General features: G+C 72.7%; 9 protein-coding genes. 3 read left to right on the forward strand and 6 right to left on the reverse strand.

Annotated elements, in window-relative coordinates:
- Nucleotides 1-936, reverse strand: coding sequence for a carbohydrate ABC transporter permease (locus JNO44_RS14525; protein WP_205364491.1), 936 nt, complete (start codon nt 934-936; stop codon nt 1-3).
- On the reverse strand, nt 933-2207 hold the full coding sequence (locus tag JNO44_RS14530) for an extracellular solute-binding protein (protein ID WP_205364492.1): 1275 nt from the start codon (nt 2205-2207) through the stop codon (nt 933-935). The genes JNO44_RS14525 and JNO44_RS14530 overlap by 4 nt, the downstream gene beginning before the upstream one ends.
- A gap of 222 nt (nt 2208-2429) precedes the next feature.
- Between JNO44_RS14530 and JNO44_RS14535 the strand changes: the two genes are divergently transcribed.
- The 3 genes from JNO44_RS14535 (at nt 2430) to JNO44_RS14545 (ending at nt 6130) form a co-directional block, all read left to right on the forward strand.
- Entirely contained in the window at nt 2430-4079 is a 1650-nt protein-coding gene (locus JNO44_RS14535; protein ID WP_205364493.1) for a glycoside hydrolase family 13 protein, read from the forward strand.
- A 24-nt stretch (nt 4080-4103) separates the two neighbouring features.
- Nucleotides 4104-5177: a LacI family DNA-binding transcriptional regulator gene (locus JNO44_RS14540; protein ID WP_205364494.1), complete on the forward strand. Its 1074-nt coding sequence runs from the start codon at nt 4104-4106 to the stop codon at nt 5175-5177.
- Between the two features lie 95 nt (nt 5178-5272).
- Nucleotides 5273-6130: a phosphatase PAP2 family protein gene (locus tag JNO44_RS14545; RefSeq protein WP_205364495.1), complete on the forward strand. Its 858-nt coding sequence runs from the start codon at nt 5273-5275 to the stop codon at nt 6128-6130.
- A gap of 97 nt (nt 6131-6227) precedes the next feature.
- Here JNO44_RS14545 and JNO44_RS14550 read toward each other — a convergent pair whose 3' ends face one another.
- The 4 genes from JNO44_RS14550 to JNO44_RS14565 form a co-directional block, all read right to left on the reverse strand.
- Nucleotides 6228-9251: a bifunctional [glutamine synthetase] adenylyltransferase/[glutamine synthetase]-adenylyl-L-tyrosine phosphorylase gene (locus JNO44_RS14550; RefSeq protein ID WP_205364496.1), complete on the reverse strand. Its 3024-nt coding sequence runs from the start codon at nt 9249-9251 to the stop codon at nt 6228-6230.
- Between the two features lie 52 nt (nt 9252-9303).
- Complete coding sequence (gene glnA / locus JNO44_RS14555) at nt 9304-10665, reverse strand: type I glutamate--ammonia ligase (protein WP_205364498.1); 1362 nt, start codon at nt 10663-10665, stop codon at nt 9304-9306.
- Between the two features lie 311 nt (nt 10666-10976).
- Nucleotides 10977-11828 (reverse strand): alpha/beta fold hydrolase, encoded by an 852-nt coding sequence (locus JNO44_RS14560; RefSeq protein WP_205364500.1) that lies wholly within the window; start codon nt 11826-11828, stop codon nt 10977-10979.
- The gene (locus JNO44_RS14565; protein ID WP_205364502.1) at nt 11825-12568 is read right to left on the reverse strand and encodes a DUF998 domain-containing protein; all 744 of its coding nucleotides are present in this window, start codon (nt 12566-12568) and stop codon (nt 11825-11827) included. The genes JNO44_RS14560 and JNO44_RS14565 overlap by 4 nt, the downstream gene beginning before the upstream one ends.
- Nucleotides 12569-12759: the final 191 nt, after the last annotated feature.

Genomic DNA, 12759 nt, shown 5'->3' on the forward strand with positions numbered 1-12759 from the left:
TCACCACACCTCTCCCTGCTTGCGCAGCGCCCGGCGGTAGCCGACGGCGACGAGGGCGAGGACGGCGAGGATGACCATGCCCCAGGTGGCGGAGGCGGAGAAGTTGCGGGGGCTGTCCACGAAGGAGAGGCGGTAGGCGTAGGTCACCAGGATCTCGGTGGCGTCGCCGGGTCCGCCCCTGGTGAGCAGGAAGATCACCGGGAACATGTTGAACGTCCAGATGGTGGAGAGCAGGATCACGGTGCCGCTGACCGCGCGCAGACCGGGCACGGTGATGTGGCGGAAGCGCTGCCAGGCGCCGGCGCCGTCCATCTCGGCGGCCTCGTAGAGCTCGCCGGGGATGGACTGCAGCCCGCCGAGCAGCGCGACGAGCATGAACGGCACGCCCAGCCAGACGTTGACCGCGATGACCGAGAGCTTGGCCCAGGTCGGGTCGTTGAGCCAGGGCACGGCGTCGAGGCCGCCGCCGGCCAGCAGCTTGTTGAGGATGCCGTTCTTCTCGTTGTAGAGCATCCGCCAGGTGAAGACGGAGACGAAGGCGGGGATGGCCCAGGGCAGGATCAGCGCCAGGCGGTAGAAGGTGCGGCCGCGCATCCGGCGGTTGAGCAGGTTGGCCAGTGCGAGGGCGGTGAGGAAGGTGAGCGAGACACAGCCGACGGTCCACACCACGGTCCAGCCGAGGCGGTCCCAGAAGACGCCGTCGGTCAGCACCGCCCGGTAGTTGTCCAGGCCGGTGAAGTGGTAGGTGGCGGGGATGTGGTTCATGCCGATCGAGCGCTCGACATTGGCCTCGTTGGCGTCGGTCAGGGAGAGGTAGACGCCGCGGACGAGGGGTATCCCGATGATGACGCCGATGACGAGGACGACCGGGGCCACCATCGTCCAGGCGTACCAGTGGGTGCCGATCGCCCGGCGGATCCGGGCGGTGAGCGTCACGTGTAGTCCTTGAGCAGCTTCCGGTAGGCGTCCCCGACGGCCTTGGCGGCCTGCTCGGGCGTGGCGGCGCCGGTGAGCACCTTGTTCATCTGGACCTTGAGCGGTTCGAAGAGGGAGTTGCCCTGGGCGATCCAGGGGCGCTGCACGGCGCCGTCGACGGCGGGCTTGAAGAACGCGACCATCTCGTTCTGCTTGACCGCCGGGACGTCGTAGACGGACTTGCGGGTGGGCAGCAGGCTGAGCTTGTCGGTGGTCTCCTGCTGGACCTTCGCCGAGCTCATGTACTTCACGAAGGCGTAGGCGGCCTGGAGGTTCTTGCTGCCGGCGTAGACGGAGAGGTCCCAGCCGCCCTGCGGGGAGCCCTGGGCGGTGCTGCCGCCGGGGACGGGGGCGACGCCGAGGTTGCCCTTGTCCTGGAACGCCTTGCCGGCGCGGGCGCCCTCGATGTCCCAGGGGCCGTCGATCGCCATCGCGACGGTGCCGTCCTTGAGGGCCTTGAGCTGGTTCTCCTGGCCGTCGGTGGCGTCGGTGACGGCGGCCTTGGAGTCCACCAGCTGCTTGATGGTGCGGAACGCTCGGACGCCGGCGGCGCTGTCGATGGTGACCTTCTTGTGGGCCGCGTCGACCATGTCGCCGCCCTCGCCGTAGAGGTAGGGCAGGAACCAGTAGGGGTCGTCGCCACGCAGGTAGAGGGCGGTGGCGCCGGTCTTGTCCTTGATCTTCCGGGCGGCGGCGGCGAGTTCGGTGACGTTCTTGGGGACGGCGACGCCGGCGTCCTGCAGGAGCTTCTTGTTGTAGAAGAGCGCGAGGGTGTCGATGACCTGCGGCGCGGCATAGGTCTTGCCGCCGAACCTGGTCGAGCCGACGGCCTGCGGGAGGTAGTCGCCGGTGTTGTCCAGGGCCGGGGTGCCGTCGAGCGGGGCGAGGTAGCCGAGGTTGGCGAAGTCGGCGACCCAGGCGACCTCGGTGCGCATCACGTCGGGGGCACCGGCGCCGCCGCCCGCGGCGTTCTTGAACTTGGCGTTGGCATCGCCGAAGGGGACGTTCACATAGGAGACGTGGACTTTGGGGTGCTCCTTCTGGAAACCCTCCGCAAGCTTCCGGTACGTGGCCTTCTCGGCGTCGTTGGAGGTGTCCCAGAAGGTAACGGTTCCGGACAGTTCACCTCCGGCCGCTCCGCCGCCGTCACCCCCGCTCCCGCATCCCGTCGCCGCCAGTGCCAGGCCCGCTACCAGCGCGGTGGCGAGAGCGCCACGTATGCCACGCCGCATGTGAACTCCTTAGGGAAAGCCTCGGTTGGCGGTCTGGAACGTAACAGCGCCGAAAACAAACCGAAAGATGTTGCGAGACTTTTCTGCAAGAATTCTGGAAGGAGTTGCGGCGCGCTGGCCGGAACGGAACCCCCCGAGCCCCTGGCGCACCGTCACCCGCCGCCCCTCCGAGCGTTGACTTCGTGGAAGCACCTTCGCCTCATGACCTGACAGGGACGGCAGATGACCCAGGAGCTCACTTCCCCCAGCCCCGCCCCCCAGGCCGCCGGATCCGACCGAGGCCAGGGATGGTGGCGCGACGCCGTCATCTACCAGGTCTACGTCCGGTCCTTCGCCGACAGCGACGGAGACGGCATCGGCGATCTGCGCGGGGCGCGCGACCGGCTCCCCTATCTCAAGGACCTGGGCGTGGACGCCGTCTGGCTCACCCCGTTCTACGCCTCGCCGCAGGCCGACGGCGGGTACGACGTCGCCGACTACCGCGCCGTCGACCCGCTCTTCGGCAGCCTCCAGGACGCCGACGACCTGATCGGCACCGCGCACGCGCTGGGCCTGCGGGTGATCGTGGACATCGTCCCCAACCACACCTCCGACCGCCACCCCTGGTTCCAGGACCCGGAGCTGGCCCGACAGCGCTACGTCTTCCGGCCCGGCAAGGGCGAGCACGGCGAACTGCCGCCCAACGACTGGGAGTCGGTCTTCGGCGGCCCCGCCTGGACCCGCACCGACCGCGGCGACTGGTACCTGCACCTCTTCGCCCCCGAACAGCCCGACCTGGACTGGGAGCGGCCCGAGGTGCACGAGGAGTTCGCCGCCATCCTGCGCTTCTGGCTGGACCTGGGCGTGGACGGCTTCCGGGTGGACGTCGCCCACGGCATGGTCAAGGCCGCCGGCCTGCCCGACATCGGCCACGGCGAACAGGCCCGGCTGATTGGCAGTCAGATCCTCCCCTTCTTCGACCAGGACGGCGTGCACGCCATCCACCGCGCCTGGCGCCGGCTGCTGGACACCTACGGCGAGGCCAACGACAAGGAGGTGATCGGGGTCGCCGAGGCATGGGCGCCCAGCGTCGAGCGGCTGGCCCTCTACGTCCGCCCGGACGAGCTCCACCAGGCGTTCAACTTCCAGTTCCTGACCACCCCGTGGGAGGCCGAGGCGCTGCGCGGGGTCATCGACTCCTCGCTGACCGCCACCGTCGCCGTCGGCGCGCCCACCACCTGGGTGCTCTCCAACCACGATGTCGTCCGACACACCACCCGCCTCGGCGGCGGCCTCGCCCGGGCCCGCGCCGCCACCCTGCTGATGCTGGCACTGCCCGGCTCGGCCTACCTCTACCAGGGCGAGGAACTCGGCCTCCCCGAGGTCACCGACCTGCCCGCCGAGGTGCGTCAGGACCCGGCGTTCTTCCGCGGCCGGCTCGGCGGCGACGGGCAGGCGGCCGACGGCTGTTCCGGCGCCAGCGGCCAGGACGGCTTCCGGGACGGCTGCCGGGTGCCGCTGCCCTGGTCCGGCGAGCTGCCGCCGTACGGCTTCGGGCCGGGCGGCAGTTGGCTGCCGCAGCCCGGCGACTGGGGCCGGCTGAGCGTCGCGGCACAGGCCGGCGACCCGTCCTCGACCCTGGAGCTCTACCGCGAGGCGCTGGAGCTGCGCCGCCGTCTGCCGGGCCTGGGCGACGGCGAGATGACGTGGCAGCCCGCCCCCGAGGGCGTGTTGGCGTTCCGCCGGCCCGGGGTGCTGTGCACCGTCAACACCCGCGGCCAGGACACCGAGATCCCGCTGCCCGGGGAACTGCTGCTCGGCACCGCGCCGGTGGCGGTCGGCGACGGGTCGGCGGTGCTGCCCGGGGACAGCTGCAGCTGGTGGGCAATCTGACATGCGACCGGTACAGTCCACGTCATGACCGCCCGGCTGGCCGATATCGCAGCACAGGCGGGTGTCAGCGAGGCCACCGTCAGCCGGGTTCTCAACGGGAAGCCCGGCGTCTCCGCCACCACCCGCCAGTCCGTGCTTGCCGCCCTCGACGTACTGGGCTACGAGCGACCGGTCCGCCTTCGGCGGCGCAGTGCGGGGCTGGTCGGGCTGATCACCCCGGAGCTGGAGAACCCGATCTTCCCGGCCTTCGCCCAGGTGATCGGGCAGGCCCTGACCCGCCAGGGCTACACCCCGGTGCTGGCCACCCAGACCCCGGGCGGCTCCACCGAGGACGAACTCACCGAGATGCTGGTGGACCGCGGGGTGGCCGGCATCATCTTCGTCTCCGGACTGCACGCCGACACCTCCGCCGACATGGGGCGCTACGAGCAGCTGCGCGGCCAGGGCGTGCCCTTCGTCCTCATCAACGGCTTCTCCGACAAGGTGCGGGCGCCGTTCGTCTCCCCCGACGACCGGGCCGCGGTGGAGCTGGCGGTGACCCATCTCACCGCGCTGGGGCACCGGCGGATCGGGCTGGCGGTCGGGCCGAAGCGGTTCGTGCCGGTCCAGCGCAAGATCGAGGGGTTCCTCCGCTGCGCCCAGGAGCGGCTCGGCATGGACGCGGCGGAGGCGGAGCCGTTCGTCCAGCACTCGCTCTACACCCTGGAGGGCGGCCAGGCCGCGGCCGCCGCGCTGATCGAGCGGGGCGTGACGGCGATCGTGTGCGCCAGCGACATGATGGCGCTGGGAGCGATCCGGGCCGCCCGGCAGCGCGGGCTGGACGTGCCGCGGGAGATGTCCGTGGTGGGCTTCGACGACTCCCCGCTGATCGCGTTCACCGACCCGCCGCTGACGACGATCCGGCAGCCCGTCCAGGCCATGGGGCAGGCGGCGGTCCGGGCGCTGCTGGAGGAGATCGGGGGCACCCCGGCGCCGCCCAGCGAGTTCGTCTTCCACCCCGAGCTGGTGGTGCGGGGTTCGACGGCGTCGGCGCCGAAGGCGGCGCCCGGGACGGCGAAGGTGCCCCGGCCGCTGCGGGCCGCCCGGGTCGTCCCCTAGGGGTTTGCCCGTCCTCCTGAAGGTCGATATGAGGTGTCGCTCACCCGACCGGAGGATGATCGGCCGCGAAACCCTTTCTGGCAGACTGTCTGCCTATGGGTGATGCGCATGTGAGGACATTGGACGACCTGCAGGCCGCCCCGCCAGCCAGCGGGGAGCACACGGAGCGTCCCGTCGACAGGGGGCGACTGGCCCGGCTGCGGACCCCGCGCTCACCCCGCCTCTGGTTCGAGATCCTGCTGATCGCGGTCAGCTACTGGACCTACTCCGTGATCCGCAACGCGGTGCCCGAGCAGAAGGACAAGGCGCTGCGGAACGCCGACTGGATCTGGCAGGCCGAGCACGCCCTGGGCATCGCCGTCGAGCACACCGTCAACCACGCCGTCAACTCGGTGACCTGGTTGATCGTCTCGATGAACTACTACTACGCGACGCTGCACTTCATCGTGACGATCGGGGTGCTGATCTGGCTCTACCGATGGCATCCCGGGCGGTACGCGGCGGCCCGGCTCGCGCTCTTCGCGACCACCGGCGTCGCCCTGGTCGGCTACTACTTCTACCCGCTCGCGCCGCCCCGGCTGATGCCGGACGGCGGCTTCGTCGACACCGTCATCGAGCACGGCACCTGGGGCTCCATGGCGTCCGGGAACCTCGCGTCGATGTCCAACCAGTACGCCGCGATGCCGTCGATGCACATCGGCTGGTCGCTGTGGTGCGGCATCACCATCGCGCTGCTGGCGAAGCCGGTGTGGGCCAAGGCGCTGGGCCTGCTCTACCCGGCCACGACGCTGACGGTGATCGTCTCCACCGCCAACCACTTCTGGCTGGACGCGCTGGGCGGGGTGCTGTGCCTGGCGTTCGGCTATGCGCTGGCCTGCGCGTGGTACGGGCGGCTGCCGCACCGGCTGGCGCGGTACGTGGGGGCGGCCGAGCTCGGCCCCCTCAAGGCGTGACCCTCCGCAAGGGGTGACCCCGCGCGGGGCGCGACCCCGCGTACGGTGCGGCGGCGGCCCCGGGCGGACCGCGGGCCGGCCCGGGGCACCGGTGGGGTCACGCCCCGTAGAACAGCTCCTCGACGACGGCCCGGGCCCGGCGGGTGATCCGCCGGTAGTCGTCGACCATCTCGCCGACGTGCCCCTCCTCGTAGCCGAGGTAGCGGCCGACCGCCGCCAGCTCCCGGCCGTCCGCCGGGAAGGTGTCGCCGGGCCGGCCGCGCACCAGCATCACCGCGTTGCGCACCCGCGCCGCCAGCACCCACGCCTCGTCCAGCGTCCGGGCCTCGTCGGTGCCGATCAGCCCGGCGGCGTGCGCGGCGGCCAGCGCGTCCCGGGTGCGGGTGGTGCGCAGCCCGGGCAGCTCCCAGCCGTGCCGCATCTGGAACAGCTGGACCGTCCACTCCACGTCGCTCAGCCCGCCGCGGCCCAGCTTGGCGTGGGTGGTCGGGTCCGCGCCGCGGGGCAGCCGCTCGGACTCCATCCGCGCCTTGAGCCGGCGGATCTCGCGGACCGCGTCCTCGCCCAGCCCCTCGGCCGGGTAGCGCAGCGGGTCGATCAGCTCGACGAACCGCTCCCCCAGCTCCGCGTCGCCGGCCACCGGCTCGGCGCGCAGCAGCGCCTGCGCCTCCCACACCAGCGACCAGCGCCGGTAGTACGCCGCGTACGAGGCGAGGGTGCGTACCAGCGGGCCCGACCGGCCCTCCGGGCGCAGGTCCGCGTCGATCGGCAGCGGCGGGTCGGAGGAGGGGAGCTGGAGCAGCCGGCGCATCTCGTTGGCGACCGCGTGGGCGGCCTTGGCGGCCTCCTGCTCGTCGGCGCCCTCGCGCGGCTCGTGGACGAACAGCACGTCGGCGTCCGAGCCGTAGCTCAGCTCGTGGCCGCCGAAGCGGCCCATGCCGATCACCGTGAACCGGGTGGGCAGGGTGTCGCCCCAGTGCTCGCGGACCGCGGCCCGCAGGGCGCCGGCCAGGGTCGCGGCGTTGACGTCGGAGACCGCCGAGCCGACCGCGTCGACGGCGTGGCCGTGGTCGGTCTCGGCGGGGCTGGACTCGGTGCCGTACGCGCCGATGATGTCCGCCGCCGCGGTCCGGAACAGCTCCCGGCGGCGCACCCCGCGGGCCACCGCCACCGCCGCCTCGGCGCCCTCCGCGCGGCCGACCGCGGCCAGCACCTCCTGCTCCAGGGCGGCCCGGCCGCGCGGCTGGAGCCCGTCGGCGGCGCCCAGCAGGGCCACCGCCTCGGGGGCGCGCAGCAGCAGGTCGGGGGCGAGCCGGCCGGCCGACAGCACCCGGGCGAGGTTCTCCGCCGCGGCGCCCTCGTCGCGCAGCAGCCGCAGGTACCAGGGGGTCTTGCCGAGCGCGTCGGAGACCTTGCGGAAGCCCAGCAGACCGGCGTCCGGGTCGGCGGAGTCCGCGAACCAGCCGAGCAGCACCGGCAGCAGCGTCCGCTGGATCGCCGCCTTGCGGGTCACCCCGGACGCCAGCGCCTCCAGGTGCCGCAGCGCGGCGACCGGGTCGGCGTAGCCGAGGGCCTCCAGGCGGTGCCCGGCGGCCTTCGCGGACAGCCGGGCCTCGCCCAGTTCCAGGTGGGCGACGGCGTCCAGCAGCGGCCGGTAGAAGAGCTTCTCGTGCAGTCGGCGCACCTCGCGGGCGTGCCACTTCCACTCCCGGCGCAGCGACTCGACCGGCTCGGTGCGCAGCCCCAACGACCGTGCCAGACGGCGGAGTTCGGACTCGTCCTCAGGCATCAGATGGGTGCGGCGCAGCCGGAACAGCTGGATCCGGTGCTCCAGGGTGCGCAGGAAGCGGTAGGCGGCGTCGAGCGCGGCGGCGTCCTGGCGGCCCACGTAGCCGCCGGCCGCGAGCGCCGCCAGGGCGTCCAGGGTGGTGGCGCTGCGCAGCGTGGCGTCGGTGCGGCCGTGCACCAACTGGAGGAGCTGGACGGCGAATTCGACGTCCCGCAGCCCGCCGGGGCCGAGCTTGAGCTCCCGGTCGACCTGGGCGGCGGGGATGTTCGCCACGACCCGGCGGCGCATCTGACGGACGTCGGTGACGAAGTTCTCCCGCTCGGCGACGTCCCACACCATCGGCGACAGCGCATCGACGTACTCCTGGCCCAGCGCCAGGTCGCCGGCCATCGGGCGGGCCTTGAGCAGCGCCTGGAACTCCCAGGTCTTGGCCCACCGTTGGTAGTACGCGAGGTGGCTGGTCAGGGTGCGCACCAGCGGCCCGTTGCGGCCCTCGGGGCGCAGATTGGCGTCCACCGGCCAGATGGTGCCCTCGACGGTGCTGTCCGAGCACAGCCGCATCATCCGGGAGGCGAGCCGGGTCGCGGCCTGGAGGGCCTTGGCCTCCTCGGCGCCCTCCCGCGGCTCGGCGACGAAGATGACGTCCACGTCGGAGACGTAGTTCAGCTCCCGGCCGCCGCACTTGCCCATGCCGATGACCGCCAGCCGGCACTGCGCGGCGTCGCCGGGCTGTTCCTCGTAGGCGATCTCCAGGGCGGCGCGGACGGTGGCGGTGGCCAGGTCGGCGAGCTCCGCCGCGGCCTCCGCGACGTCGGTGGTGCCGCACACGTCGCGGGCCGCGATGCCCAGCAGGCTGCGGCGGTAGGCGGCCCGCAGGGCGTCCGCCCGCGGCCGGTCGGCGCCCCGCTCGCCCCAGACGCCGTCGGCGAGCGCCTGCTCGAACTCCGGTGTGGTCGGGTGCAGATCGACCGACTCGTAGGTGACCAGCGACCGCCAGTCCCCCGGGTGCCGGACCAGGTGGTCGCCGAGCGCCTCGGACGCGCCGAGGACGCCCAGCAGCCGGTCGCGCAGCGGTTTGGCGGCGGCGACGGTGGCCAGCAGCTCCTGCCGCTCCGCCGGCGACAGCGCCTCCACCAGCCGCACCAGGCCGCGCAGCGCCAGGTCGGGGTCGGGGGTGGCGCCCAGCGCCTCCAGGAGCACCGAGTCGTCGCGTACGGGGGCGAGTTCGGGGGCGTCGAGCAGCGTGCCGGCCGCCGAAGGATCGGTGAAACCGTGCCTCAGCAGCCGGGTGAAGGTGCTGCTCCGCCGTCCCTGCGGAGCGGGTAGTGCCATGGGGCGGCCTCTCGGTGGCGGGTCGGCTCGGACACAGGGGCTGGTCCAGGCCCTACAGCACCGGCAGCATCTTCCGCAGCTCGAAGGCGGTGACCTCGGAGCGGTACTCCTCCCACTCCTGCTTCTTGTTGCGCAGGAAGAAGTCGAAGACGTGCTCGCCGAGGGTCTCGGCGACCAGTTCGCTGCGCTCCATCAGCTCGATGGCCTCGCCGAGGTTCTGCGGCAGCGGCTCGATGCCCATCGCCCGGCGCTCGGAGTCGGACAGCGCCCACACGTCGTCGTCGGCGCCGGCCGGGAGCTCGTAGCCCTGCTCGATGCCCTTCAGGCCGGCCGCGAGCAGGACGGCGTAGGCCAGGTAGGGGTTGGCGCCGGAGTCGACCGAGCGGACCTCGACCCGGGTGGAGCCCATCTTGCCGGGCTTGTACATCGGGACGCGGATGAGGGCGGAGCGGTTGTTGTGGCCCCAGCAGATGTACGAGGGGGCCTCGCCGCCGGCGCCCGCGGTGCGGTTGGCGCCGCCCCAGATGCGCTTGTAGGAGTTGACCCACTGGTTGGTGACGGCGGAGATCTCGCCGGCGTGCTTGAGCAGGCCGGCGATGAAGGAGCGTCCCACCTTGGAGAGCTGGTACTCGGCGCCGGACTCGTGGAAGGCGTTGCGGTCGCCCTCGAAGAGCGAGAGGTGGGTGTGCATGCCCGAACCGGGGTACTCCGAGAACGGCTTGGGCATGAAGGTGGCCTGCACGCCCTGTTCCAGCGCGACCTGCTTCATCACCAGCCGGAAGGTCATGATGTTGTCGGCGGTGGACAGCGCGTCGGCGTAGCGCAGGTCGATCTCCTGCTGGCCGGGGGCGCCCTCGTGGTGGCTGAACTCCACCGAGATGCCCATCGACTCCAGCATGGTGATCGCCTGGCGGCGGAAGTCCATCCCGACGTTCTGCGGGGTGTGGTCGAAGTAGCCGGAGGAGTCGCCGGGGATCGGCCGGGAGCCGTCCACGGGCTTGTCCTTGAGCAGGAAGAACTCGATCTCGGGGTGGGTGTAGAAGGTGAAGCCGAGGTCGGAGGTCTTGGCCAGGATCCGCTTGAGGACGAACCGCGGGTCGGCGTACGAGGGCGAGCCGTCCGGCATCAGGATGTCGCAGAACATCCGGGCGGTGCCCGGGGCCTCGGCGCGCCACGGCAGGATCTGGAAGGTTCCCGGGTCCGGCTTGGCGATCATGTCGGACTCGTAGACCCGGGCGAAGCCCTCGATGGCCGAGCCGTCGAAGCCGATGCCCTCGTCGAACGCCTGCTCAAGCTCGGCCGGGGCCACCGCCACCGACTTCAGGAATCCCAGGACGTCGGTGAACCACAGCCGGACGAAGCGAATGTCGCGCTCTTCCAACGTCCGGAGCACAAACTCCTGCTGCTTGTCCATGGTTCACCAATCCTTGCAGGTCATTTGGCCTGTCCACGCGCGGGGATCATCGCGTTCCGGCCCACCAGTATCACGTCAGGGGGTTACCGTCACATTACGCACCCTTGGCCTGAATCAGAACCGTCGACCCGTGACCCCCTTCTCGCTTGCTTCCGGCATCCTTCCCGCCGCGGACAGGGTCAGCGCCCGGCGGCGCGGGAATCGAGCACCTTGGCCCAGTCTTGGACGCTCCGTAAGGCCCCGTTGACCCGGTATTGAGCGGTCCGTAGGGCGGCGTTCGGCCATTTCGCACCTGGCGTCACGGACGGCCCTCAGCGCAGCTCCAGCACCGCCCGCGCGACCGCCTCCGGCGCGTCCGCCATGACGAGGTGGCCGGCGGGGGCGGCGACCGTGCAGCGCCCGCCCAGCTCGGCGGCGAGCGCCCGCTGCCGCGCCAGCCAGCGCAGCTGGCGCGGTGACTCGCTGCCGTCGTAGGCAGCCAGGACGGTCACCGGGACGGCCGGCAGCGGGCGGTGCCGGCGCAGCTCCGCCAGGTCCGCGGCCTGGTAGGGGTAGCCGGCGTTCTCCAGGGCGCAGGCCCGCAGCACCCGGCTGGTGCGGTAGCCGGCCCGCTCCCAGTCCCCGCCGCCGTGGCGGCCCACCGTCCCGGCGCGGGTGAGCAGGCGGCGCGCGGCGGGGCCGAGGAGGTGCGGCAGCCCGGCGGCGGAGAGCACACCGGCCGCCCCGCGCGCCCAGGCCGCGCGGACCGCGCGCGGCAGCCGGGGCCGGGGGTCCTCCTCGACGCTGCCGTCGACGAGGACGAGTCCGTCGCACCGGTCGGGGTGCAGCCGGGCGAACGCCTCGACGTGGAAGCCGGCCATCGAGTGGCCGACGACGGTGGCCGGCGCCCGGTGGCCGAGGGCGTCCAGGAGGCCGGCGATCCGGTCGGCCTCGTCGGCGAGGTCCGGCGATGCCGCGGCCGGGGCGCTCAGCCCCAGGCCGGGGCGGTCGAAGCGGACGACGGTGCGGTGCGGGAGGAGCAGCGCGGCGACCGCGTCCCAGTCGAACCACGCCATCCCGAGGCCGGCGCTGAGCACCACGACCGGGCCGCTGCCCTCGCTCAGCACGTGCAGCGGCAGCCCGCCGACGCGCACTATCCGACCGGGGACGTTGCGGGGGTTCATGAGGCTCCTCGGGGCAGGTCCTGGGGCACGGCGGGGGCGCCGCGGCGGGCGCCGCGGGCCAGGCAGCCGGCGAGCACGGCGAGGTAGAGGGCGACCAGCAGCACCTGGAGGCGCTGGCCGACGCCGAGCGCCCAGGTGTCCCGGCCCGCGGTGAGGACGGCGACCTCCGCCAGCGTCCAGGCGGTGGCGACGAGTTCGGCCAGCACCAGCGGCGGACCCAGGCGGGCGAGCGCGGGCCAGTGGCCGTAGCGGCGGGCCGCGACGGTCAGCAGGATCAGCGCGGCGAGCGCGCCGAGCATGGCGAGCGTGCTGCTGACGGCGTGCGCGGTGTGGGTGGCCGGGACCAGTCCGGCGGTCTCCCGGGCGGCGCAGACCGGGTCGCTGGTGGGGGCGCAGCTCAGCGGCAGCCGGGAGTCCAGCACGGTGGCGGCGCCGAAGAGGGCCAGGGCGCACAGGCCGGCCACCGTCCAGGGCCGGCGCCGGGCGGTGGCGAGCGCGGTGAGCGCGCCGGCCAGCACCAGCAGCCCGGCGACCAGGTCGGTGGCGCGGAACAGGCCGCCCAGCGGCTGATCGGCGGCGGCCAGTTCGCTCACATACGCCCGTACCGGGTCCAGGCCCGTGGTGCTCACCAGTTCCAGCACCCAGGCGGTGTAGGCGAGCGCGCCGAGCAGCAGCAGGACGGCGGCGGCCCGCCCGGCGATGCCGGTACGGGCGTCTGCGGTGGAGCTGATCGGACTCACGGACTTCCTGGTGTTCGGGTGATCCCAGCGGCGCGTCTGAAATGCCGGATATGCCGGGGACGTGGGAAGACCAAGAATAGGCAGACGGTCCACCGGACGCGGCGAGCGCGGCGCGATGGGCCACCTCCGGGGTCGGCGCCCCGGGAACAAGGGTGCGTCCGTACGCCACCGGCCGTCGAGAGGTCCGCGAT

This window comes from Streptomyces noursei (assembly GCF_016917755.1).
GTDB classification, from domain to species: domain Bacteria; phylum Actinomycetota; class Actinomycetes; order Streptomycetales; family Streptomycetaceae; genus Streptomyces; species Streptomyces yunnanensis.

What these genes read in the sequence shown, in the direction of transcription:
- JNO44_RS14530 (WP_205364492.1), bottom strand. Translation starts at nt 2,207, where the DNA reads ATGCGGCGTGGCATACGTGGCGCTCTCGCCACCGCGCTGGTAGCGGGC.
- JNO44_RS14535 (WP_205364493.1), top strand. Translation starts at nt 2,430, where the DNA reads ATGACCCAGGAGCTCACTTCCCCCAGCCCCGCCCCCCAGGCCGCCGGA.
- JNO44_RS14540 (WP_205364494.1), top strand. Translation starts at nt 4,104, where the DNA reads ATGACCGCCCGGCTGGCCGATATCGCAGCACAGGCGGGTGTCAGCGAG.
- JNO44_RS14545 (WP_205364495.1), top strand. Translation starts at nt 5,273, where the DNA reads ATGGGTGATGCGCATGTGAGGACATTGGACGACCTGCAGGCCGCCCCG.
- JNO44_RS14550 (WP_205364496.1), bottom strand. Translation starts at nt 9,251, where the DNA reads ATGGCACTACCCGCTCCGCAGGGACGGCGGAGCAGCACCTTCACCCGG.
- glnA (WP_205364498.1), bottom strand. Translation starts at nt 10,665, where the DNA reads ATGGACAAGCAGCAGGAGTTTGTGCTCCGGACGTTGGAAGAGCGCGAC.
- JNO44_RS14560 (WP_205364500.1), bottom strand. Translation starts at nt 11,828, where the DNA reads ATGAACCCCCGCAACGTCCCCGGTCGGATAGTGCGCGTCGGCGGGCTG.